Raw genomic sequence first — 24120 nt, 5'->3', positions numbered from 1 at the left:
ACCGAGAATCCATTAAACGAATGGATCCCAGCAGGTTCCAGTTGCTAAAACGAAGAGGGGGAAGCCGAAATGAAGACGATCAAGTGTATGATGGACCATCTGTACTGGGCGGACGGACGCATCCTGGACGCGCTCGAAGAGAGTGGGACGAAGAACAAAGACCTTCTGAAGCTGGTTAGGCACGTCGCGGTCGCGGAACTAGTTTGGTTATCCCGATTGCAGGGCAAGGGCAGCGCTTCATATTCGCTCTGGGAGGAAACGGAAGACCTGACGGCAATCCGGACGATGTTCGAAGAAAATGCCGCGCAATATCGCGTCTATATCGAAGGGCTCGAGGAATCCGAGTTGGATGAGATGATCGACTATGCGAACCAGAGCGGGTTGCCGTTCCGATCATCCGTCCGGGACATCCTGTCGCAGGTTATCCTGCATGGGCAATATCACCGGGGACAGATCAACCGGGCACTTCGAAGCGAATCGGCAGAGCCAGTCCAAGTCGATTACATCACGTTCGCGAGGCTTTAACAGGGCAGGCTTTAAGTAAATAAGGACAGGGGTCAACTCAGACCGACCTGTCCTTTTTCATTAGATAAGGAAAAACACGTGATAAGTTTAGGATTCGATCATGGTTTACAGATCCACTCTCCAGTTGCCCATCATCTTGGCGACTTCCGGATCGCGGTACGATAAGAAAAGACTTTCCCGCGTATCGAGGGCCGCAATTTGTTCAATATCGTCCGCGCTTAACTCAAAATCGAAAATGTCGAAGTTTTCGATGATCCGCTCTTTTTTCACCGATTTTGGAATGACAACGACTTCACGCTGAACAAGCCAACGCAATACGACCTGGGCGACGGACTTATTATGTTTTGTCGCGATTGATGCCAGCACTTCGTTGCTGAACATGTTGTTGAGCCCTTCCGCGAACGGTGCCCACGACTGATGTTGTACTCCCTGTTCTTTCATAAAAGCGGCACTCTCGATTTGCTGATAGAACGGGTGCGTTTCGACCTGGTTGATGGCGGGCACGATTTCATTATGCACAATGAGGTCCATCAGACGGTCGGGCAGGAAGTTGCTGACACCGATCGCCTTGATCTTGCCTTCGCGGTACAGGTCTTCCATTGCACGCCAAGCGCCGTAGTAATCGCCGAACGGCTGGTGAATAAGGTAGAGATCGAGATAGTCGAGCTGCAGCTTCTTCAGGGATTTGGCAAAAGCCAGCTTGGCACTCTCGTATCCGGCATCCTGAACCCAGAGCTTGGTCGTGATGAACAGCTCCTCACGCGGCACGCCGCTGCGCTTGATCGCGCGTCCGACCGCTTCCTCATTCAGATAACCGGCAGCGGTATCAATCAAGCGGTAACCGGCCATCAGCGCTTCGTATACGGCGTTTTCGCATTCTTCTGCATCCGGAATTTGGTAGACACCAAAACCGATGATCGGCATTTTCACGCCATTGTTCAATGTTACGGTTTGCATTGTAATTCCTCCTAGTGTTTAATTGAAAAACGCAAACGGCCACGAAACTCGGAAATCGGGTATCTCAGCGGGGCTTCCGCTTACGGTCGATTTGCATTACAATAAACCTACCACCTTCGTGTTACACGAAGGCAAGTGTCTTTATACATTTATTTTTCAAGGAGGGTTTCACATGCATACGGTCAAAGAAGCCGCCCTCATAACGGGACTCACCGAGCATGCAGTACGCTTTTACACGGATAAAGGTCTGGTGCCAAGCGTGCAGCGCAATCAAAACAACATTCGCATGTTTGACGAAGAATCGATCAACTGGCTGCATGGCATCAAATGCCTCAAGCAATCCGGGATGCCGATTGAGGTCATTAAAAAGTACGTCGATCTCTGTCTTGAAGGGGATTCGACCCTCCCGCAGCGCTACGCACTCATGATGAAGCACAAAGAGGAGGCAATCGCCAAGCTTGAAGAAGCCAAATTGCACGTTGCTCATCTGGAACAAAAAACCGACCTGTATCAGGCCATTTTGGAGCACCGCTCTCCAGACACGATGAATCCTGGCAACTGGGACAAAATCAAGCATATGCATAGTGATGTATTTTACTCGCCCTCCGTTCGAAAGGCTTGAGAAATATTCGTAAGGTAACCGGTATTGAATTATTTTACGGTTATCGTTCCTGCATGGCTGACAAGCTCCAGTGTGTTAGATCCATCCCCAATTGTGCCTTCCATCAATCTTTCCGTGTTCTGCTGCTCCACAAAGCCATCGAAGCCAACACGGATATCCGCCGAGTCACTGCTTGCCATCAGCTTTAATGAAGCAGGAGGTGTAGTATAAGCTACGGTGATATCTCCGGAGTTTGTTTCTACGTGCAGCCATTTTCCTTGGAACACATGTTTAGGCCACGTCGTTTTGATCGATTTTGTAAAAAGAAAGATAGCCGAGGAGAAGACCAAGCAGACAGAGTATGATCGGAATGGCAATGAATTGGAACAGGCTGGACGAGCTTCCTCCGTCAGACACCGTGGCGTTAACCAGAAATCCAATGATGACAGCGGATGTAATGGTGGAAGCCGTCGACTTTTTTCTCATGCCAAAAATTAGCGGAATCAGGCTGATTCCTGCGATCATAAAGGCGTTTAACAGCGTTGACGGAAGGGTGGCAGCCATTTCATCAAGACGAACCGGTGCGTCAAATAACCCTAGGATCGGATTCAGGAAATACGTTAACAGATTAATCATCAACGTCGTTACAAGGATGCTGAAGAAACAGAATACATACACGATCAATAACTTGGCTTGCATTATTTTTTTTCGCTGCTGCGGATAGGTGAACAACACTTGGATCATCTTGCTCTTATATTCTTCAATCACTAAACGGGATAAAATCACGCTTGCGAAAATGATAAAGGTGATCCGGATCAAAATATCCGTTAAAGACATAAATTCGGCATAATCCATAGGTTCGCTCTCGCCCTGGGTACCCAACGTCATAAGGACAACGGCAGCGTAAATGGCCACCATGCAAATGAAGACCCCTTTAAGATTGTGAGATAGATTGTTTTTTTGCCATTCGAGTTGGATAAGTTTAAGCATAACGTTGGCCCCCATGAATGAGATTGATGAAATACTCTTCTAACGATCCCGCATGTTGTTTTCGGATGTCTTCCATCTTGACTTCTTGTAAAAAAGTGCCTTGATGAATAATGCCAACCGTATCGGCGACCGATTCGATTTCCGACACAATATGACTCGAAATTAAAATGGTTGTTTTGTATTTTTTCTTTAATAACAGCAGAAGCTCCCGCATTTCTTTAATCCCGATCGGATCAAGGCCGTTGATCGGTTCGTCGAGGATGAGAATATCCGGCTTCGTCACGATCGCACGTGCAATGCCTAACCGTTGTTTCATGCCCAGCGAGAATTCATGGATCTTTTTCTTCCCTACTCCTTGCAGACCTACGATCTCCAGCGCGTCCTTGATCGCAGGCTTATCGCTGTAGTCCATATACCTGCAGTGAAACTCCAAATTCGTTTCCGCCGTCAGCCGATCGTAAAATACGGGATATTCAATGATGCTGCCGATTCTTTTTAAGTATTGATGGGACGTTGGCGTAACGATCTGATTAAATACCCGGATTTCACCGGAAGAGGGTTTGACCAAATTTAATATCATTTTCATAATCGTTGTTTTTCCTGCCCCGTTCGGACCTAAAAAACCGTAAATTTCTCCTCTGCTGATGCTCATATTGACGTTCTTAATGGTATCTGTGCCCTGGAACGTCTTACTGACTTGATGGATTTGAATGATGGCTTCCATTCCTGAGTTCCTCCCGATCAATTTATGGATGTATTACCCTAAGCTTAGGGAATGAAAGTAAAAATAAAGTAAACGGTACGGAAAAAACACGTAACATTTTACTTGAATCAACCTCCTGAATTTGTAAATGGAGTAAGATAGAAAGAGAAGATTCAGGACACGTTTGAAATGAGGGAAGATCAACATGGAATCTGCATCCATACTAGCCGTCGATGATGAAATCGGCATTTTGAAGCTGCTGGAGATCACGCTTCGGAAAGAGAATTTTACGCATATGGACACGGCATCATCGGGCAGAGACGCGTTGCAGCGCGTCAGAGAAAAGACGTATGATATGATTTTGCTGGATATCATGCTCCCGGATCTAAGCGGCTTTGAGCTCTGTACGGAGATTCGGAAACATACGAATGCACCGATTATTTTCATAAGCGCCCGCTCCACCGACTTCGACAAATTAACGGGGCTCGGGATCGGCGGAGACGATTATATCACCAAACCTTTTAATCCATTGGAGGTCGTTGCCCGAATCAAGGCGATCCTTCGCCGGCAAAAGATCCTCGAACGCGCGTATCAACAAAATACGGCATACGATTACGGGTACTTCTCATTTCATCCGGAGTCGGCCACGTTAACCGTGAAGGGCCAAACCGTCGATTGCACGGCGAAGGAGCTGGACCTTCTTCATTTCTTCTGCAAGCACCCCAATCATATCTTTACGACGGGCCAGCTATACGAGTTGGTATGGGGAAATGATGTGTTCGGGGAAGAAAAAACGGTTACGATTCATATTTCCAAGCTGCGCAAGAAGCTCGGTGACGATACCCGAAAACCCAAAATCATCGTGAACTTAAGAGGAATCGGTTATAAATTCATCCCCCCGAATGAGGTACGGCTATGCGAATAAAAACTCGATTCACGATTCACTTGGCATTAGGGCTCGTGCTGTGGCTTCTGGGTACGGGGATATCTATTGCTATTATTGTGGAAGGCCTTCTTCCCTTGCTTGGTTTTCACATCAGCATGGATGATGAGGGTCTTATCGTAGGGGGGATTTTCGGGGTTAGCACGCTGCTATGCATCGCTTTGTTCGGCTGGTATTTCGGCGGTCCGATCGGCTTCCTTATGTCCTGGATTCAGCAGCTCTCGCGGGACAACTACATGGAGCCCGGCAATATGGCGAACATATATAACCGAACCGGAAAATTACGCATGCGGTACCGCTTGTATAAGGAGGTGCTCCAGCAGCTTCAATCCTTGGGCAGCACCTTGCAAGCAAACGAAGTGGAGAGAAACCGGATCGAACAAGCCAAGCAGGAATGGATTGCGGGGATATCCCATGATTTGAAAACACCCTTGACCTATATCAGAGGATATTCGGCTCTCTTATTAAATGAGCAATACGAGTGGTCGAAGGAAGAGGCGATGTCGTTCATCCGGGAAATGGACGGCAAAGGGAAGCATATGGAGGAATTGATACAAGATTTAAGCCTCGTCACACAGCTCCATAGCGCTGAAGGCGCGCTGCCACTGCAGAAGACGATGCAGGATATCGTCGAATTTACCAAAAGGGCAGTTGCGGATATCAGCAATACTCCGCAAGCAAGCAGCTACCGCTTGCATTTTCAAGCAGATCCGTCGGTCATTCACGTCGATTTTGACATGAAATACATGCAGCGTATCCTGCAAAATATTATGATGAACTCCATCATCCATAACCCGGAACATACGGATATCTACGTCGAGATCGAGGAAACAGGAGAGCATGCGACGATTCGCATTGCAGACAACGGCGTAGGCATGCCGCCCCATACGGTAGAACATGTATTCCAGCAATATTTCCGTGGCACTACGACGGATGCTGCTTCCGAGGGCACGGGATTGGGCATGGCCATCGTCTATAAGCTGATTCAAGCCCATAACGGCACGATCACGGTTAAAAGTGAACTCTCACAAGGGACCTCGTTTACCATTCGATTGTTGAAATCAAATCCACACTAACGGATCTTTTTTAACGTGGACGGAACTATTCTTCAGGCGGAAAATGGCTTCCTGCGGCTTGAATGGGGGCCTTTTGAAGGAAAAGGGGAGAACGTGTATTACTTACAGAAGGCGCGAGATTGGCTTCATTTACCTTGGAATTAACGGCTTAGCAGGTTCGACCTGCGTAATGAAATAGCAGCTGCTGGACGCCAGCAGCTGCTATTTCATTTGAACATCCGCAGTGCATATTTCGATGTGATTTTTGTAATGCCCTACGTGGGGGCCTGAGTATCTTATACGGAGACGTGTTTCGTACAGCTCTCCGTTGATATGAGCGGATTCTTCAATGATCAGGATGGTCGGCTGCTGGAGCCTGCTGGGAATGGCTGCGAAATTCGCTTGGCGCAATGCCTGTCCACCGCTTGAACTGCCTGCTGAAATGCGCATTGGTCTTATATCCTAACATCATCGCAATGTGGTCAATGCTTAGGTCGGTTTGCTTTAACAGCCGCTGGGCTTCGTTCAGAAGGGTTTCTGATAGAAACTTGCGCGGTGCTGTGCCATATACCTGCCGAAAAATTCGATTGACCTGCGACGGACTAATGTTCAGCGACTTGGCAATGTCCTGGATCCAGGTTCGCTCGCTATCCCGGATTTCACCATGAAGATGGATATATCTAACGGAATCCTCAATGTGCTCAGCGATTTGATGGGCGATGGCTTCTTTTCTGGATAAGGTCACGGATGCGTTCTGAGATAACTGGCCGACCAGGGAGCCGAGCAATTCGAATACGGCAGCATGCACCTTCATCTGTTTGGAGGAAGACAGCGGGATGGATAAGTGCTCCGTGGCCAGATCATACAGCGTACACAGTGAAGAGGAAAGTCCCAGGGCTAAATTCGAATCTGCCGGATAATAAATATCCTTGGACCGGTTGAGCTCTCTGCAAAAGGAGATATCATGTACGCTGAAATGAACGGAAAAGTAAGAGAAGCCCTGCGGTCCGGCACCGGTGCAGGAATGGGTCATACCGGGGCGGATGAACAGAAGGTCTCCAGCAGACTGACTGTACAACTGTCCGTTAACCACCATGTCCATCTGACCGTTCAACATCCAGTGGATTTCATACATGGAATGCTCATGGGATGGATACGTCCAGTTGGAATCTACTTTTCTTGCATGCAGCCCCAGTAACTGAAAAGACATGCGAACATCGGGTAGACGGCCTAAATACATGGCTTCCGGGATTTTGGTCACAGCAACCTCCTCTTAATGCTCTGTATTCCAAATACTGATAAATTCATATTAACAGAAAAAAAATGCGTGAAAAGGGTAAGTCGTCGGAGTGATTAGCACATCGTCATGAATCTTAGCTGATGCTATGGTAGTGTTATCACCCCGAAGGGGAGAATGGGGGCAAGCATGAATGAGAATTATTCGATTTCTGGATGGACAACAGAAGTGGCTGGCAGCAGTTACGGATGATGAAAAAGCCTATCGTTTGCCGCAAGCAGATTTCATGACGCTGATCTATCAAGCAAGGGAACGGGGAATTTCTCCAGTTCAACTGGTTGAAAGCGCTTTTAAACCGCTAAACGAGCTGAGCGGCGACTGGACTTCCCTGCACCTGATCACACCCGTGGAAGCTCCGGAAGTATGGGCGGCGGGTGTAACTTATCAGCGGAGCAGGGAAGCGCGAAACTATGAAGCAACGGATGGCAAGCTGGATGCGAACACCTTTTACGACAAGGTATATGATGCAGAACGTCCCGAGATCTTCTTCAAATCCACAGCAGCCCGCACCGTTGGACCGAATGAAGCGGTTACCCTTCGCAGCGATTCCACTTGGCAGATCCCGGAGCCAGAGCTCGGACTGGTGCTTGCCGCAGATGGCACCATTGCGGGATACATCGTGGGCAATGACATGAGCTGCCGGGACATTGAAGGGGATAACCCGCTCTATCTGCCGCAGGCCAAAATATGGCGCAGTTCCTGCTCGATCGGTCCGGCGATTCGTCTGGCGGAAACGGTCCAGAATCCTTATGACCTTAACATCGTCTGCGAAATATTCCGCGATGGGGAATTGGTGGTGAAGAGTGAAGCCAGTACAAGTGAATTAAACCGAAAGCTGGATGAACTGGTTTCCTTTTTAGCAAGAGACAACGATTTGTTTGACGGCACGGTTCTACTGACAGGTACCAATATTGTACCGCCCAATGATTTTACGCTTGAATCCGGAGACCGTATTGAAATATCCATAAGCGGGATTGGGACTCTCGTTAATCCTGTCATTTCAAACTAGTTGACTTAAGGAGGATGAAGGCGATGAGCGTTTTTCAGTTAGAGCAGACCTATAACAATTTTATTAACGGAGAATGGGTGAAGGCAGCGTCCGGAAAGACGGAACCCAGCATGAATCCGGCGAATCGAAAAGAAATCGTAGGGCATGTGCCTGTCTCCGGCGTAGAGGATCTGAACGATGCTGTGGCAGCGGCAAAAGCGGCTGCGAAGACCTGGCGGAGATTAACCGGCGCAGAACGGGGCAATTATCTTTTTCAGGCAGCAAACGTGCTGGAACGCCGGGCCGACGAGGTGGCAGAAGCCATGACGAGAGAAATGGGGAAAACATTCCCTGAAGCCAAAGGAGAGACGATGCGCGGCGTCGCCATCTTGAGGTATTACGCAGGGGAAGGCATGCGCAAAACGGGTGATGTGATTCCGTCGACGGATAGCGAAGCATTAATGTTCACGACCCGTGTACCGCTTGGCGTAGTCGGCGTAATTGCGCCATGGAACTTCCCGGTGGCTATTCCCATCTGGAAAACGGCACCTGCTTTGATCTATGGCAATACGGTTGTATTGAAGCCGGCCCAGGAAACGGCGGTTACGGCAGCCAAAATAATGGAATGTTTTGAGGAAGCCGGCATTCCGGCCGGGGTTCTCAATCTCGTGTGCGGCAAAGGCTCGGTAATCGGTTCCGCACTTGCCGAGCATCCGGATGTGAACGGCATAACGTTTACAGGCTCCAATGAAGTCGGAAAGCGGGTCGGCGCTGCAGCCCTTGCTCGTGGAGCCAAGTACCAGCTTGAAATGGGCGGCAAAAACCCGATCATCATTGCAGCCGACGCTGATCTGGATCTCGCTGTAGAGGGAACGATCAGCGGCGGCCTGAAATCAACGGGTCAAAAATGCACGGCCACCAGCCGCGTTATTATTGAACGCAAAGTTTATGATGCTTTCAAAGAAAAGCTTCTGTCGCAGATACAAGAAATCCGGTTGGGCGACGGCATGTCTGCCGGCAGCTGGATGGGCCCATGTGCAAGCGAAGGACAGCTCAACACCGTACTGAGCTATATTCAAAAAGGACAGGATGAAGGTGCAGTCCTGCTCGCTGGAGGAAAAAGACCGGACAGTCCTGAGCTTGCAGAAGGATTCTATGTCGAGCCGACCGTATTTGAAGGTGTCGAATCACATATGTCCATTGCCCGGGAAGAAATATTCGGCCCGGTACTGGCCTTGATTCCGGTGGATTCCCTTGAAGAGGCTATAGCGTCGGCAAATGACAGTGATTATGGTTTAAGTGCTTCGATCTACACACAAAATGTCGGGGCTATGCTTTCGTTCATCCGGGATATGGATGCCGGACTTGTAAGAATCAATGCGGAAACGGCCGGTGTAGAGCTGCAGGCTCCGTTTGGCGGGATGAAAATGTCCAGTTCGCATTCCAGAGAGCAGGGACAAGCGGCTATCGAATTTTTCACCGCCATCAAAACCGTCTTCGTGAAGTCATAAACTGCGGGGAGGGTATCATGTACGAACAGATCATGTCGATTATGGGGGAGAAGGAGTCCGACTTCTTCGGGATTACAGCTCATGCTCCAGGGGCTGCAGGACGTCTGCCTTTGACCGACGATTTGCTGCGAAATGCTCCAAGCGGCGACTTGTTCGGCATGTCCCAGAATGTTGGAATGGGCTGGAAGCCTGGAGAATTAAACGGAAAACAGTTTCTGATCCTGAGTACGCAAGGCGGTATTCGAAACGAGGATGGCAGTCCTGCTGCTCTCGGTTATCATACGGGGCACTGGGAGGTTGGTCTGCTGATGAAGGCGGCGGCAGAAGAACTGTCCAGCCGCGGCGGAATCCCGTTTGCCGGCTATGTCAGCGATCCTTGCGACGGCAGGTCGCAAGGAACAGCCGGCATGTTCGACTCGCTGCCGTACCGGAACGATGCCGCTATCGTATTCCGCAGATTGATTCGATCCCTGCCCACGCGAAAAGGCGTGCTCGGCGTTGCAACTTGTGATAAGGGACTGCCCGCCATGATGCTTGCTCTTGCGGGTATGCCGCAGCTGCCAGGAGTGATCGTTCCCGGCGGCGTTACCCTTCCGCCTACAAACGGAGAAGACGCGGGTAAAATTCAAACCATCGGCGCAAGGTACGCCAATGGTGAGCTTTCGCTGGAAATGGCATCGGAATTGGGATGCCGGGCTTGCGCTACACCGGGCGGCGGCTGTCAGTTCCTGGGGACAGCGGCAACAGCCCAGGTGGTAGCCGAGGCCATGGGCATGACGGTGCCTCATGCCGCTCTGGCCCCTTCAGGGCAGCCGATCTGGATCGAGATGGCACGGCAATCCTCGCGTGCACTCATCCATATGGAGACCCAAGGGATGAAGATGGCGGACATTGTCACAGATGCATCGATTCGCAATGCAATGATTGTACATGCCGCGTTCGGCGGATCTACCAATCTGCTTCTTCACATCCCGGCGATCGCTCATGCGGCTGGTTTAACGCTGCCCGGCGTTCAGGACTGGATTCAGGTCAACAAGAATGTTCCGAGACTGGTGAGTGCTCTGCCGAACGGCCCCATCTTTTACCCGACTATTCGTGTTTTCCAGGCCGGAGGTGTCCCCGAGGTCATGCTTCACCTCAGGCAGCTTGGTTTACTTGATGAGTCTGTTCCGACAGTAAGCGGCACATCTTTGGGGCAAGTGCTGGATTGGTGGGAATCGTCAGAACGCCGCCATGTCATGCGGAAACAATTGAAGGAGAAGGACGGCATTGATCCGGACAGCGTCATCATGAGTGCAGAACACTCGCAGCGTCTCGGGATTTCCTCCACCGTGACATTCCCGACCGGCAATATTGCCCCCGAAGGCTCGGTTATCAAATCCACCTCCATCGACCCGGATGTACTGGATGAGCACGGGGTATATCGTCATCGGGGTACAGCAAAGGTGTTTACAACGGAGCGTGAAGCGATCCGGGCGATCAAAACAGGCGGAATTCGGGCAGGGGACATCATCGTTCTGCTTGGACGCGGGCCCTCCGGGACCGGGATGGAGGAGACCTATCAGCTTACGTCTGCGCTCAAGCATCTGTCCTTTGGAAAATACGTGTCACTCATTACCGATGCCCGGTTCTCCGGTGTGTCCACCGGTGCGTGTATTGGGCATGTTGGTCCCGAAGCGCTGGCCGGCGGGCCGATCGGTAAACTGCGGAACGGTGACTTGATTGACATTGTGGTGGATCGAAGCACCCTGGATGGAAGCATTAATTTTGTCGGAGAAGAAGGGATGGAGGTTTCCCCCGAAGAAGGAGCACTCATCCTGGCACAGCGGCCTTTTCATCCGGATATGCGGCCAGATGAAGCGCTGCCGGAGGATACACGATTGTGGGCAGCACTGCAATCCGTCAGCGGTGGTACGTGGAGAGGCAATGTGTACGATGTCGAACGGATCATAACGGCTCTGGAGGCTGGCAAAAAAGCGCTGGGGTGGCACTGAACCAAGCAACTCTGGCATCATGTTCTGACCTGTTTTGTATAGTTACCCACTTACTTACCGGAGGTTTCTTTAATGAATACGATCGAAAATAGGATTACCAATCCCATTCTCCCCGGTTTTCATCCTGATCCCTCCATATGCCGGGCTGGGGAAGATTATTATATCGCTACGTCTACCTTCGAGTGGTTCCCGGGTGTACGCATTCACCACTCCAGGGATCTGGTTCATTGGCGCGCGATGGCTGCTCCGTTGACTCGCATGGCTCAGTTGAACATGGAGGGAAATATTAATTCGGGAGGCGTATGGGCCCCTTGTCTCAGCTACGATAATGGCGTGTTTTATCTGATATACACCGATGTGAAGAGCCGGATAGGCGCTTTTAAAGATACTCATAATTATCTTGTAACAGCAACGGAGATTGAGGGCCCTTGGTCCGATCCGGTATATTTGAACAGCAGTGGCTTTGATCCTTCCTTGTTTCATGACGAAGATGGACGCAAGTGGCTGGTCAATATGATCTGGGATCACCGCAAAGGCAAAAACCGGTTTGCAGGCATCGTGCTGCAGGAATATTCGGTTCAGGAACAAAAGCTGGTCGGACCCGCGGTTAACATTTTTAAGGGAACGGAACTGGGACTGACGGAAGCGCCTCATCTGTATAAACACAACGAATACTATTATTTGATTACAGCTGAAGGCGGAACCGGATACGAGCATGCCGTTACAGTTGCCCGCTCTCGTTCGTTACAAGGCCCTTATGAGGTTGATCCGGCTAATCCGGTTCTCACTTCACACGGCAGGACGGATTTACCGCTGCAAAAGGCGGGTCACGGCAGTCTCGTCGAGACGCACACGGGCGAATGGTACATGGCGCACCTAGTGGGAAGACCTGTTCAGGAGAAACACTGCATCCTTGGTCGTGAGACGGCTCTGCAGCGTTGTACTTGGAGTGATGACGGATGGCTAAGGCTTGCAAGCGGGGATCGGTATCCGGAGCTTCAGGTGACAGCACCGATGATCAAGCCGCACCCGTTTGAACCGCCAGGGGAGATGGACCATTTTGATCAGGCCGAGCTTCGCCACGATTGGAATACACTTCGCATCCCGCCGGATGCAACATGGCTTAGTCTGACAGAACGTCCAGGTTATTTACGCTTGCATGGGATGGAATCGATGAGTTCAACGCACAGACAAAGCATGCTTGCCCGCAGGTTGCAGGCTTTTGAGTGCGAAGCCGAGACGTGCCTTGAATTCGCACCGGACCATCCGCAGCAAATGGCAGGACTTATTCTGTATTACGATACTCAGGATTACCTCTACCTACGGGTAACGCATCATGAAGACAAGGGGTTGTGCCTTGGCATCATTCAGTCCAAATACGGGGTGTATGATGAAGTTTTGGAGGAGGACATTCCACTGAAATCGGGGCATCGGATTCGCTTAAAAACCGTGGTCGATCATGATCGTGCCTGCTTTTACTATGCGTTAGACGATGATCCGTCATGGGTTCCGGCAGGCGGGTGGACGGATATCACACATCTGTGTGATGAATCCCCGGAATACATCCGGTTCACGGGAACCTATATCGGTCTGTGTGCGCAGGATCTTGGCGGGACCCGGAAACACGCTGATTTTGATTACTTTGTTTACAAAGAAAAGAACAACCCAACGGCCTCCGCTGAAAAAGGGACCAATTCGATTCACATCTGAACGAACCTCCTTGTTGTATACATTTTTGGAATATTAACTTGAGCTTGCTTCGTAATCGGCAGATGACTCCTATGTTCATTAGGGGTCATCTTTTTTATTGTCATTGAAATCCGACATGCTTGAGATCAAAAAATGAATGAACTATAATTTGTCAGGTTTTGGAGCGGGGAATAATATAGTAATATTTACAAATATAAGTCAAATTCTTTTGCAATTCGAGAGGGTGTGGTACGTACAATTCTATTGGGCACTGAACAAGTTTATAGTATTGAATGCGCTTTCGTATGTATATCCATTTGAGGAAGGTGAACATGTTGAAATTGAACTTAAAAAGATCCGTCCATATTCTGTTAGCCTGTTTGACGGCTCTGCCCCTAATGTTAACTCCGACCCACGTGTCAGCAGCCAGTGATGCCAACATTAATTTATCCTCCGAAAAACAGCTCATCAAGGGTTTTGGGGGAATTAACCATCCGGCCTGGATCGGCGACTTGACGGCAGCTCAGCGTGAAACCGCCTTTGGTAACGGACAAAATCAGCTTGGGTTTTCCATTTTAAGAATCTATGTCGACGAAAATAGAAACAACTGGTACAGAGAGGTTGCTACCGCGAAAAGAGCGATAGAGCAAGGCGCCCTCGTATTCGCTTCACCTTGGAATCCGCCAAGCGACATGGTCGAAACCTTTAATCACAATGGGGATCCGAACGCCAAACGATTGAAATACGACAAATATGCCGCGTACGCGCAGCATCTGAACGACTTTGTCACTTATATGAAAAATAATGGCATAGACCTGTATGCCATCTCGGTACAAAATGAGCCGGATTATGCCCATGACTGGACCTGGTGGACACCGCAGGAGATGCTTCGTTTCATGAAGGAGAATGCCGGTTCCATTCAAAATACCAAGGTCATGGCACCTGAATCGTTCCAGTATTTGAAAAACATGTCTGACCCGATCCTGAATGATCCTCAGGCACTCGCCAACATGGACATTCTGGGAGCACATACCTATGGAACTCAGTTCAAAGATTTTGCATACCCGCTCTTTAAGCAAAAAGGAGCAGGCAAAGAACTGTGGATGACCGAGGTGTATTACCCGAACAGTGACAACAACTCGTCGGACCGCTGGCCTGAGGCACTGGACGTATCTTACCATATGCATAACGCCATGGTTGAAGGGGATTTCCAGGCTTATGTATGGTGGTACATTCGGAGACAATACGGTCCGATGAATGAGAACGGGACCATTAGCAAACGTGGATATAATATGGCCCATTTCTCGAAATTTGTACGGCCAGGCTACTACAGAGTAGATGCTACCAAAAATCCGGATACCAATACTTTCGTTTCGGCCTATAAAGGCGACAACAAGGTGGTCATTGTGGCGATTAATCGCGGCACCTCGGCTGCAAGCCAAAAATTCGTTCTGCAGAACGGGAACGCCTCTACGGTATCCTCATGGGTTACGGACAGCAGTCGAAACCTGGCAAGCGGAGCACCGATTACGGTGTCCGGTGGAGCCTTTACGGCACAACTGCCAGCCCAAAGCGTAACCACGTTCGTAGCCGATCTCACCGGCGGCGGCGTGAACCCGGGTAGTGGAACCACATACGAGGCAGAGACGGGCACCACACTTACCGATGCTGTCATTGAGACCCTCTATCCTGGATACACAGGGTCTGGATACGTGAACTTCAACGCATTGACAGGTTCGGCCATTCAATGGAATGCCATCAATAACGTGATAACAGGTACCAAAAACGTAAAGTTTCGCTATGCGCTGGAAAGCGGAACGCGTAATCTCGACATTTATGTCAACGGGACCAAAGTCATCAGCAACGAACCCTTCCCGGCAACCGGCAGCTGGTCGACTTGGAGTGAAAAAACCATTCAGGTTCCCATGAACGCGGGAACCAATACGATTACAGTGGTAACAACCGGCACGGAAGGGCCGAATGTGGATAATATCACGGTTACAGCCGTGCAATAAATGTGCCATTCTGCTTATGTAAGACAATAAATATGCTAACCCCCGTTCTGCATTCGATCCGCTAGCCGGTATCCTGCGACGGGGGTTACTCATGATGTTTTAATGGTGTATTAACGTAATGAATTTGGGGACGGATCGTGTTTAAGGATTTGAAAATCTCTCCTGAATTTCATTTAAAAACTGTTCAGCAGCGGCCGAAAAAACCTGATACTTTTTCCATACGATATTTAACCCAGACTCAAGTCTGGGTTCTAGCGGTCTAAAACAAAGGTTACTATCGCTAGATGTATTCACTATTTTATCAAGGGATAAGGCATAACCAAGGCCTTCTTCAACCATCATAGCAGCATTATAAGCAAGATTGAATGTAGTCACGATGTTGAGTTTATCAAAATATTCACCAAACCAATCCGAAAATTCATTTTTGGAAAACGTCTGTTTCAAAGCCTGACGTGAACAGATTAGGGGAACATTCAATAAATCCACGGCTTGAATCGTATCTTTGAAAGCCAGCGGACTGTCTTTCCTCATGATAACGCCCCAAACATCTTTGGCGGGGATATTGATATAATTGTATTTTGATAAATCAGCGGGTTGAATTAATATGCCAAAGTCAATCAATCCTTTGTCAAGCCTTTCAGTCACATCGTCTTCGTTTCCGCTGTAGAGGTGATACCGTATATTTGGATATCTTTTGCTACCTGTGCAATCTGTTTCATGGCGTCGGTTTCTCCACAGCCTATGTAAACATCGCCACTTATGGTTTCTTCCATGCTATTGAATTCTTCCTCTAATTTGTCGACCATATCAACTTCTGCTCTCTTTCGCAGGAGCATAACGGGAGGTTAGCACAATGATTCTGCAATTTCACAGTTGGAGCTTGAAAGCTTTTCTAAGGTGATGGTTGACGTAATTCGCTCGGAAGCACTCTGTTTGAACAAGGAGTTTTTGTGATCTCTTTCTTTTCAAAAACTATTTCATTAAGATAGAGATCACATCGTTCCATCCCGAAGTGAGTTAGATCCATTTATATCCAGAATGTGTATGCGGATTCAATGTGCGTTTACTCGAATATTGTGATGAAGAAGGTAAATTTCGTTACAAGGAATGGGACAAAAACAAAGGTTTAATTTTCCGTTCCCAACGTTTTGATCATAGAAATATTAATGGTAAATTAGGCTTTGTCTCATTGATTATTGATGCAGAGAAGCCTGCCAAGTGATTAAATTAACGGGAAACGATAGCTTGATAAAAACATTAAGGTAGCCGATCTCAACATGGTCGGCTGCTTTTGTTCGACTAACGGGCAGGTTAGTTTAACAAATAAGTCGAAGAGTTAAGAGGGATTAACCTTGCTAAAGGAGGAAAGAGATGACGTTGAATTATAAAAACGTTGTTCACGAAATGCGTAGGCTATTGCCGGTATTAAATACGCTATACATAAAAGAGCTAAATGAATTATGGAAAGAAGAGGGGGAGATTCCGCCTCACGTTGCATTTGGCAATATACTGAATCCATATTTAATCAACCGACTCCAAATTAACTATAAATTAACCAAAAGTGAGGAAAATTTACTTGTTATAATTTTTGGGTTTATTGAACAAATGGCTTTAAGTAATGATGTTGATGTTCGAAATGTTGTAAGTGTAACCGTTATGGCTCGGCTAGGCGACGATACAACAGTTTTGACTAACGCCTTGAAATATCTAGGGGAACAAACAAAAGTATTGTCTAAAGAAATTGAGTCGAGTTATGGAAGAAGTGGCAATCTAAAGATTCTAGATTCAACTATCGGGAAACTTTAGTTTAACTAAGAGGTGCCGTTATTAATCTTTATGTATCAATACTTTTGAGCTTACAGGCTGGATAGCAACTGGCGGTGATGAACTTGATCGTTGAAATTGATGGTTATTTTGAAAATGTACTTATCATCGGCAAAACATGTTCAATTTCGGAATTAAGAAAGAAATATGAAATAGCCAAAACCTGTTGTACAAACATAAGTGAATTTGCAGATATTTTTTGTAGGATGTTTCAATTTGAGCGTCTACCTTCTTCAGAAGAAATAGATGTCAGGCCAAATGTTGTAATTGATACGGATACTGACCGTATTTATGCGCCACGACATTGAACTAACGGGAAACGTAAACTCAATATAACCAAGAGAGCAGCCGATCAGTGATCAGCTGCTTTGGTGTAAACTTGGAACAATTCATCGTTGTATCGAGCAAATTCATTCGTAAATCCATGCCCATTAGGTAAAACATGAGTACAACCAGTAATAACGAGCCCTACTGCACCCCAATCTCGCTTCTCGATCTTTCCTTATGAAAAATCCCTTTTATATTGGACGGCCATGTAAATTCCACCGGCTAGAAATGCCAGCGTATATTTGAACAAGAAGAAGATGGTCCACATATCGTCTTTAGGAAAAATGATGTCACATAGAATAATGGCCAACAGCATGTAGGAACTGCTTTTCAAAAAGATTTTATTGGTCCGTTCGTCGTCTTGCCCGGTTTTCTTATACAATACATACACTAAAATTGCGCTCCCCATAACCAGTAAAAAACCAACTCCAATGAGAATGTTCCAATTTGCCGTAGACTGTTCAGCCCAGGACTTTAAAGGGGAAAAAATAGCATTATGGGCATCTGAGAAGAACTTAGTTATCATTTTGATCATTTCCTTTCACATAAGTAAAAATATCGTTTACATCGACATTAAAAAAATCGGCAATTCGAAAAGCTAACAGCAGAGTTGGAACATAATTTCCCTTTTCCATGACGAAGATGGTTTGTTTGGAAACCCCGACTTTCTCTGCTAATTCTTGCTGAGACATTCTGGCAAGTACACGATATTCGTAAACCTTGTTTGATATCGAATCACCAAAATCTTTCTTCACGACCATCACCTCATGGATCGATTATAAACTCAATTTTTATAAAAGTAAAGTAAACTTATATAAAAGTACGCAATATATTTATTTTTATTTGAATTACCTTGGTTTTAAAAGAGCCCGAATGCTGAAAGAACCTGACGTCATTCAGGATTCCCTTAATTCAATGGATGAATTTAAAGCCCTGCTTGCCTAATTGAAAAGAACCTTCTCTTCTTAACTACGACGTGATTTGTCGTAATTCAGATCTATACTGAACGTAGATGAATGAAAGGAGATGCAAGTGATGAGCCGAAGAGTAATTTTAGATTTAGCCGTTACGTTGGATGGTTTCATTGAAGGGAAAAATGGGGAAGTGGATTGGTGCATCATGGATCCTGATATGGAGTTTAATCACTTTCTGAGTCAAATTGATACGATTTTCTACGGAAGAAAAAGCTATGATTTATGGGGACAATTTACTCCAGAAAACGAATCTACCGATGCTGAGAAAGAGTTTTGGGATCTGGTTCATGCGAAAGAGAAATATGTATTTTCCAGAACTAAAAACGAGACAGGTCCTAAAGCCACCTACATTAATAATAATATGGTTGAAGAAGTCATTAAATTAAAGAATAAACCGGGTAAAGATATTTGGTTATATGGCGGAGCCAATCTGATGACTACGTTTATTCATTTAGGGTTAGTTGACGAATTTAGATTATCCATTCACCCTGTCATATTAGGAGAAGGAAAACCGCTATTTATGGATATGAAACAGAGAATAAACTTGAAAACGGTGGATACAAGAACGTTTGCTTCCGGTGTCGTGCAAGTCATCTACCATTTAGATGAGAAATAAGCGAAGCACAAGAACCCTTCAAACCCACGTTAATGGTGGTTTTGAAGGGTTCTTCGTTCAACGTTAGGGACTGGCTTGTCCGTCGGTTCCATCGTGATCGGTTTTTTGGTGCAATGAGAGACTATTCTGCGAAAGTCCATTCTGAAAAGATATTCATCTTTTTGTATAATTCCTCTTCATCAATAGACATGTTGTTCTCCATCCACCAATTTAACACACCAAGAACAGCTCCGATGTAGGCCTCCAGTTTAATTTGTATTTCTATGGAATCTACTTCAATGGAGTGATGCTCAACCAAGTATTTCTTCATACCTGCCCCCATATCCCTCCGCAGCAAATTCCTTAAGGAATCTCTTTCCTCAAATAAAAGCTGTGAAAATAATGTTTTATGTTTCGCTGCAACGGAAAACAATTCCCGAAAATTATCGAACGGAGAAAGGGATACCTCGGCAAAGTTCTTGAATTCTTCCTCGGCAATTTGCTGCACGGCACGTGAAAGTAAATCAAATTTATCCTGAAAATGCGTATAGAACGTAGTCCGGTGCACCATCGCCAAATCACAAATTTGCTTCACCGTTATATGTTCAAATGAGTGTTTGCCCATGAGATCAAATAGAGCATTGTACAGGAGCTTATGGGTTCTTCTGACTCTAAGGTCTTCCGTTGTTTTATTTACCATGACAGATTCCTCTCTGTGTATCGTTTTTCGACATATTGGCGTTTTTATCGGTTGATGAGGCCTATTATACATCATATTATTTATTCTACAAATACATTTTAAATATACAGATGTATAATTCGAAAACAAGGAGCGATATACGAATGGCTAACTTAAGCAGCGACCATCAGCTCACCACACTTGAACGTCAATTACTAAACAACGCTACAGCGTTAGTTCCCTATCTTCAAAAATTCGGAACGATGATTGATGAAGAAAGACATATTCCTGAAGAGGTTATTCAGAAAGTTTCGGATGCGGGTTTGTTTAAGCTTGGCACACCGAAAGAGTACGGAGGTCATGAGGTTAGTATCCGTGCCATGGTTGAAATTATTTCCGAGGTGGCCAAGGGGAACGGCTCTGTTGGCTGGGTCGTTCAAATCATTAACGGCAACAACTATACGGCTTCATTATCTTTATCTTCCGAAGCATTGGATTCTCTCTTTGGTCAGCAAGAGGAAGTACGTTTTTGTTCCGTCTTGGGAGCACGCAAAGCTGTAGTGAAAAAAGTAGACGGGGGCTATTTGGTAGAGGAGGGCTTTTGGGGATTCGGTTCAGGTTCCAAGCATGCAACCCATGCTTTGTTAAATTTGAATGACGCAAAGTCCATGCAGAAAAGCAAAAATTTGGGGATGATGTTGGCCGTCGTTCCGATGAGTGAAGTTACCATTGTAGATGACTGGTACACGATGAGTTTAAAAGGGTCGGCAAGTAATAGTCTGGAAATCAAAAATGTCTTTATTCCAGAGAAATATGTCGTCAGCCAGGACACGAAACAAATGAGTTCTTTGCCTGTTGAATTAAAAGGGCGTGACAAATATAAACCTTATGTACAGCTTATTACAAGTATTACGACCGGGATCAGTGCGATTCTCGGACTGGCCAGAGGGGCTGTCGAGTATTTTGTTGAAAAAGCGCCTCATCGAGGAATAACGATGACCATCCATCATTCTCAGGCGGAAGTGGGCCATATTCAGTATAAAGTAGGGCTTGCCGCCATGAAAGTCGAATCCGCTCATCTTCATATCAGTCGAGCCATTGATCATCTGGAGCGTCATGTGCAAAATGCAGAAGGATTCAGCCTAAAGGAAGTGGCTCAGCTTCAGACGGATATGACCTATGCAGCGATGTTATGCTGGGAAGCCGTAGATATGCTAATGGCGGAGAGCGGAGGGAGTGTCATTGCCGATTTCAATCGCTTGTCTCAAATCTTCCGTGACATTAGAGGCGGCTCTAATCATGCGCTGACTACGGCATCTACCGGGCTTGAGCTATACGGAAGAGTACTAATGGGCTTACCGCCACAGCATGGGATGACATTAGCTTACGCATCGTCTCTAGGATCAACTACTGGAGCTAAAGCAGAATGAGTAAAATAGCGATCATTTCTGGAAGCCCCAACAATAGATCTCGGGTAAACGGCGTTGTTCAATATGCCAAACTGAAATTGGAGCAGCAAGGCTGCGAAGTAGCGATCATCGATGTGTACTCCTTGCCTCCGGCTGATTTGATGCACGCCAATTTCAACAGCAAGCCCATATTAAGCGCACATGCCAAAGTGGAAGAAGCGACAGGAATCATTATTGCAAGCCCGGTGTATAAAACAACCTATACAGGCATCCTTAAAGCTTACGTTGATTTATTACCGCAAAAAGCCTTTAAAGATAAAATCGCAGCTGCCTATTTTGTAGGAGGTACCCTTTCGAACTTGCTTTCCATCGACTATGCGTTGAAGCCCCTTTTAGCCTCGATGGGAACTAAATCTTTTGCGGAAAATGTATTTGCCATCGACAGTCAGATCGAACGTATTGAAGTTCCTAACCAAGACATTCAATTCCAATTAGATCACGAAATCCAGCAGCGTATGGATGCCTCAATATTGGATTTGATTGCCTACACCAAACGCATCTGAGGATAAGATAAAGGGAAACAATAGCTCAATAATATCAAGAAAGCAGCTGATCAATGTGATCGGCTGCTTTTGTTCAACTAAAGGGCAGGTTAACGTAGGATAGGGACGTGAATGAAACGGAGCTTATCAATCTATATAGATTGAACTTGAAACTATCTTATAAGGGAAGAGAGACGGAGGAGAAGTTTGGAACTGTAGGAGCGATAGCGTCCGCCTTTGCCACCGGATTTCTACCGTGAATATCTGGGGACAACAGCGGCCGGGAGTCGAAACATTCACTGGAGTCACGCTAATTCCAAAATAAAAAAATCAGAAGCCATTGTCGAAAACAATGGCTCCTTCTTTATGAAATGAAATTACTATTTTGATGAACTTGATGGAACATCAGTATCAGTCGGTTTTTCATCATTTAAGGTTTTACCTAAGAGCAACGAATTGGGATAATTTTTAGAAAATTCTGCTTCATCTACTTTTAAAAAAAACTCGCCTTCAAAAATTAGTTGATTCGTATTAGGCCCGATTTCATCTATAGTTCTTGCTATCTCTGATTCCTTAAAGATACTTTGTTCATCTGCTCGCACGAACATGCCATGAGGTGTATAGAATTGACTATAATACCCTTTTGCGATTTTTGATTCTACGGATTCTACGTTTTTTACTGATTCTTCGGATTTCACGTTATTTGTTAAAAAATTCGTGTTAACAGGATTTTTATCTGTCTTATTTACGGTTTCCATTTCTGGATAGGTGTCTGCTTTTGAATTGGAAATTAATGACACGCCTGAAATAATAGTCACTGCAAAGGCTATTAAATATATTTTCTTAAACATATTATCCCCGCCCTTCTATACCAACAATTATTTCCTACTTAAAAACATTGTATTCACTAAAAAGTGGTAAGGGCCTATTTGGCGTTGCAGGACAATTGGTCTCCGAAAGAATCAACTTTGATGGGCTGTTCAACTAACGAGCAGAATACTTACATTACTCTTCAATACAACTTTTCTTTGCAAACTGCGTCTTAATTCAAGCAACATTGGCTAGTTTATACAGTGATTGGAGAGGAATGGTCAGAATGAAGAAATACCTTGCTGGATTATTAATTATTTTTGTCCTATGTTTTGGCTTACCAAGACAGGCTTACATGGAGGCGTTTAACCAACAGCCTTTGGCTTTTGAGGATATCAACCTAGAACAAGCGATTAAGTCATTATTGAATAAAAACGACGATGAATCACTGACAAAAGAGGATTTAGAGTCACTGACCGACGTTAATTTATCGGGTAAAGGAATTAAGAGTTTGCAGGGTTTGGAGTATGCAGTCAATATGACGACTTTGGATTTGAGTGACAATCAAATTGAGGATATTAAGCCCCTCAGGAAGTTAACGAAGTTGACAGATTTATCGGTATCTAGGAACCAATTCAATGATCTTTCAGCGCTAGCGGGACTAGTTAATCTGAATACGTTGTCCATAAGTTCTAACAAGATCACAGATCTAAAGCCGCTAGCAGGATTGGTTAATCTTTGGAGACTCGATGCTGCGAATAATAACATCAAAGATCTTGCTCCTTTATCTAAATTAACTAACTTACTTTCTCTGGATTTATCATCTAACCAGATCTATGATTTGGAGCCGTTGAGAAATCTTCAAAGATTGTCTTACCTCTATTTGAAAAATAATCGAGTCTGGGATTTAGAGCCGCTCCAACAACGTGGTTTTTTACCGTATTATGATACGGGTGCATTCATTGAACCACTTGCACTGCAAAATAACTATTTAGATTTAAGCAAGGGATCGAAAACATATAAATTATTTGTGAAAATGGCAGGAAATGAGTTGCCTGGCGGTCAGCGTAAGACACAGCGCTTGGTGATCGGCAGCACGACTGCTTATGTTGGAGAAAGTGCTTATCGTATTACCGCAGCGCCATTTATTCAGACAGGACGTACCTATGTGCCGATCCGTTTCATCTCCGAGAAGCTTGGGGCAGCCGTGAATTGGAAGCAGAGCACCAAAGAGGTAACGATTCAGAAGGATGGTAAAACGATTCGTTGGGTTGTAGGGAACAGGCAGGTAAAAGTAAACCAGCAAACGGTGATGCAAGATGCTCCTTTACTTCTGAAGAACGGCAGTGCGTTCGTTCCTGTTCGTTTTGTGGCGGAGCAGTTAAATACTTCCGTTGAATATATGGGGAGCAAGCATATGGTCGTGATTTTCAAAAATTAAGCAGCATAATGGAGTTACAAAATAATATTTGTAGATAAGGACTCAGTTACCATGCCTCAAAACAAGAGTAAAATATGTAGACCGTCATTAAACTAACGGGAAACGATTGCTCAATAATATCAAGAAAGCAGCTGATCAACGCGATCGGCTGCTTTTGTTCAACGAACGGGCAGGTTAGTTCAATGATTCCGCGGATACTCTTACGTATGGAATTCTTTATAAATTTCGTAAGTGATTGAACGCTCATTGAA

24 protein-coding genes and 3 pseudogenes are annotated in these 24120 nt (G+C 46.1%); 16 read left to right on the top strand and 11 right to left on the bottom strand.

Going from position 1 to position 24120, the window contains the following annotated elements; all coding sequences use genetic code 11:
* Positions 1-69 precede the first annotated feature (69 nt).
* Positions 70-525: a DinB family protein gene (locus L6H98_RS10090; protein ID WP_236414777.1), complete on the top strand. Its 456-nt coding sequence runs from the start codon at positions 70-72 to the stop codon at positions 523-525.
* Between the two features lie 105 nt (positions 526-630).
* On the opposite strand, the gene L6H98_RS10085 is transcribed toward L6H98_RS10090, so the two are convergent.
* A complete protein-coding gene (locus L6H98_RS10085) occupies positions 631-1482 on the bottom strand; it encodes an aldo/keto reductase (RefSeq protein ID WP_236414775.1) in 852 nt (283 codons plus the stop codon).
* 172 nt (positions 1483-1654) lie between these two features.
* Between L6H98_RS10085 and L6H98_RS10080 the strand changes: the two genes are divergently transcribed.
* Entirely contained in the window at positions 1655-2104 is a 450-nt protein-coding gene (locus L6H98_RS10080) for a MerR family transcriptional regulator (protein ID WP_236414773.1), read from the top strand.
* A 29-nt stretch (positions 2105-2133) separates the two neighbouring features.
* Here the strand turns inward: L6H98_RS10080 and L6H98_RS10075 are convergent, their stop codons facing one another.
* From L6H98_RS10075 to L6H98_RS10065, 3 genes are read right to left on the bottom strand one after another with little or no spacing between them, the layout of a single operon-like run.
* Positions 2134-2370: a DUF4097 family beta strand repeat-containing protein gene (locus L6H98_RS10075; protein WP_236414771.1), complete on the bottom strand. Its 237-nt coding sequence runs from the start codon at positions 2368-2370 to the stop codon at positions 2134-2136.
* Between the two features lie 4 nt (positions 2371-2374).
* Entirely contained in the window at positions 2375-3073 is a 699-nt protein-coding gene (locus tag L6H98_RS10070; RefSeq protein WP_236414770.1) for an ABC transporter permease, read from the bottom strand.
* Complete coding sequence (locus L6H98_RS10065) at positions 3066-3797, bottom strand: ATP-binding cassette domain-containing protein (RefSeq protein WP_236414769.1); 732 nt, start codon at positions 3795-3797, stop codon at positions 3066-3068. Before L6H98_RS10065 ends, L6H98_RS10070 begins: the two co-directional genes overlap by 8 nt.
* 184 nt (positions 3798-3981) lie before the next feature.
* Between L6H98_RS10065 and L6H98_RS10060 the strand changes: the two genes are divergently transcribed.
* Together L6H98_RS10060 and L6H98_RS10055 are read left to right on the top strand one after the other, a co-directional pair.
* The gene (locus tag L6H98_RS10060; protein WP_236414768.1) at positions 3982-4701 is read left to right on the top strand and encodes a response regulator transcription factor; all 720 of its coding nucleotides are present in this window, start codon (positions 3982-3984) and stop codon (positions 4699-4701) included.
* The gene (locus tag L6H98_RS10055) at positions 4692-5795 is read left to right on the top strand and encodes a HAMP domain-containing sensor histidine kinase (RefSeq protein WP_236414767.1); all 1104 of its coding nucleotides are present in this window, start codon (positions 4692-4694) and stop codon (positions 5793-5795) included. Before L6H98_RS10060 ends, L6H98_RS10055 begins: the two co-directional genes overlap by 10 nt.
* A 325-nt stretch (positions 5796-6120) precedes the next feature.
* Here the strand turns inward: L6H98_RS10055 and L6H98_RS10050 are convergent, their stop codons facing one another.
* Positions 6121-7035: an AraC family transcriptional regulator gene (locus tag L6H98_RS10050; RefSeq protein WP_236414766.1), complete on the bottom strand. Its 915-nt coding sequence runs from the start codon at positions 7033-7035 to the stop codon at positions 6121-6123.
* Positions 7036-7204: 169 nt separating this feature from the next.
* Between L6H98_RS10050 and L6H98_RS10045 the strand changes: the two genes are divergently transcribed.
* The 5 genes from L6H98_RS10045 to L6H98_RS10025 all read left to right on the top strand — a co-directional run bounded on the left by L6H98_RS10045 (position 7205) and on the right by L6H98_RS10025 (position 15268).
* Positions 7205-8080 (top strand): fumarylacetoacetate hydrolase family protein, encoded by an 876-nt coding sequence (locus L6H98_RS10045; protein ID WP_236414765.1) that lies wholly within the window; start codon positions 7205-7207, stop codon positions 8078-8080.
* Positions 8081-8103: 23 nt separating this feature from the next.
* Positions 8104-9570 (top strand): alpha-ketoglutaric semialdehyde dehydrogenase GucD, encoded by a 1467-nt coding sequence (gucD, locus tag L6H98_RS10040; protein WP_236414764.1) that lies wholly within the window; start codon positions 8104-8106, stop codon positions 9568-9570.
* A 17-nt stretch (positions 9571-9587) separates the two neighbouring features.
* Complete coding sequence (locus L6H98_RS10035; protein WP_290371434.1) at positions 9588-11564, top strand: YjhG/YagF family D-xylonate dehydratase; 1977 nt, start codon at positions 9588-9590, stop codon at positions 11562-11564.
* Positions 11565-11636: 72 nt separating this feature from the next.
* Positions 11637-13274, top strand: coding sequence for a glycoside hydrolase family 43 protein (locus L6H98_RS10030; RefSeq protein ID WP_236414762.1), 1638 nt, complete (start codon positions 11637-11639; stop codon positions 13272-13274).
* A gap of 314 nt (positions 13275-13588) precedes the next feature.
* Positions 13589-15268, top strand: a complete 1680-nt coding sequence (locus L6H98_RS10025) for a carbohydrate-binding protein (protein ID WP_290371437.1) — start codon at positions 13589-13591, stop codon at positions 15266-15268.
* Between the two features lie 141 nt (positions 15269-15409).
* Here the strand turns inward: L6H98_RS10025 and L6H98_RS10015 are convergent.
* Positions 15410-16104 (bottom strand): annotated as a pseudogene (locus L6H98_RS10015) (LysR family transcriptional regulator substrate-binding protein); the annotation flags it as partial.
* A 212-nt stretch (positions 16105-16316) separates the two neighbouring features.
* Here L6H98_RS10015 and L6H98_RS10010 point away from each other — a divergent pair.
* The 3 genes and pseudogenes from L6H98_RS10010 to L6H98_RS10000 form a co-directional block, all read left to right on the top strand.
* Positions 16317-16490: pseudogene (locus tag L6H98_RS10010) on the top strand (SAM-dependent methyltransferase); the annotation flags it as partial.
* Positions 16491-16639: 149 nt separating this feature from the next.
* A complete protein-coding gene (locus tag L6H98_RS10005; RefSeq protein ID WP_236414760.1) occupies positions 16640-17074 on the top strand; it encodes a hypothetical protein in 435 nt (144 codons plus the stop codon).
* An 83-nt stretch (positions 17075-17157) separates the two neighbouring features.
* Positions 17158-17400 (top strand): hypothetical protein, encoded by a 243-nt coding sequence (locus L6H98_RS10000; protein WP_236414759.1) that lies wholly within the window; start codon positions 17158-17160, stop codon positions 17398-17400.
* Between the two features lie 83 nt (positions 17401-17483).
* Here the strand turns inward: L6H98_RS10000 and L6H98_RS09995 are convergent.
* From L6H98_RS09995 to L6H98_RS09985, 3 genes and pseudogenes are all read right to left on the bottom strand, one after another.
* Positions 17484-17564, bottom strand: a pseudogene (locus tag L6H98_RS09995) (oxidoreductase); the annotation flags it as partial.
* A 30-nt stretch (positions 17565-17594) separates the two neighbouring features.
* Positions 17595-17945: a DUF2178 domain-containing protein gene (locus L6H98_RS09990; protein ID WP_236414758.1), complete on the bottom strand. Its 351-nt coding sequence runs from the start codon at positions 17943-17945 to the stop codon at positions 17595-17597.
* A complete protein-coding gene (locus tag L6H98_RS09985; RefSeq protein ID WP_236414757.1) occupies positions 17935-18180 on the bottom strand; it encodes a helix-turn-helix transcriptional regulator in 246 nt (81 codons plus the stop codon). Before L6H98_RS09985 ends, L6H98_RS09990 begins: the two co-directional genes overlap by 11 nt.
* A gap of 274 nt (positions 18181-18454) precedes the next feature.
* On the opposite strand from L6H98_RS09985, the gene L6H98_RS09980 reads away from it, so the two are divergent.
* On the top strand, positions 18455-19009 hold the full coding sequence (locus tag L6H98_RS09980) for a dihydrofolate reductase family protein (protein ID WP_236414756.1): 555 nt from the start codon (positions 18455-18457) through the stop codon (positions 19007-19009).
* A gap of 121 nt (positions 19010-19130) precedes the next feature.
* Here L6H98_RS09980 and L6H98_RS09975 read toward each other — a convergent pair whose 3' ends face one another.
* Complete coding sequence (locus tag L6H98_RS09975) at positions 19131-19688, bottom strand: TetR/AcrR family transcriptional regulator C-terminal domain-containing protein (RefSeq protein ID WP_236414755.1); 558 nt, start codon at positions 19686-19688, stop codon at positions 19131-19133.
* Positions 19689-19831: 143 nt separating this feature from the next.
* Between L6H98_RS09975 and L6H98_RS09970 the strand changes: the two genes are divergently transcribed.
* On the top strand, positions 19832-21097 hold the full coding sequence (locus tag L6H98_RS09970; RefSeq protein ID WP_236414754.1) for an acyl-CoA dehydrogenase family protein: 1266 nt from the start codon (positions 19832-19834) through the stop codon (positions 21095-21097).
* Positions 21094-21639, top strand: coding sequence for an NADPH-dependent FMN reductase (gene ssuE / locus L6H98_RS09965; RefSeq protein WP_236414753.1), 546 nt, complete (start codon positions 21094-21096; stop codon positions 21637-21639). Before L6H98_RS09970 ends, ssuE begins: the two co-directional genes overlap by 4 nt.
* Before the next feature lie 359 nt (positions 21640-21998).
* Here the strand turns inward: ssuE and L6H98_RS09960 are convergent, their stop codons facing one another.
* Positions 21999-22469 (bottom strand): hypothetical protein, encoded by a 471-nt coding sequence (locus L6H98_RS09960; protein ID WP_236414752.1) that lies wholly within the window; start codon positions 22467-22469, stop codon positions 21999-22001.
* 245 nt (positions 22470-22714) lie between these two features.
* Here L6H98_RS09960 and L6H98_RS09955 point away from each other — a divergent pair, with 245 nt between their 5' ends.
* Entirely contained in the window at positions 22715-23869 is a 1155-nt protein-coding gene (locus L6H98_RS09955) for a stalk domain-containing protein (RefSeq protein WP_236414750.1), read from the top strand.
* Positions 23870-24120: the final 251 nt, after the last annotated feature.

Origin of the sequence: Paenibacillus sp. JJ-223 (assembly GCF_927798175.1) — a bacterium.
Classification (GTDB): Bacteria; Bacillota; Bacilli; order Paenibacillales; family Paenibacillaceae; genus Paenibacillus; species Paenibacillus hubeiensis.
Note: the sequence above shows the minus strand (reverse complement) of the source record. Positions and strands in the feature narration are given on the sequence as shown.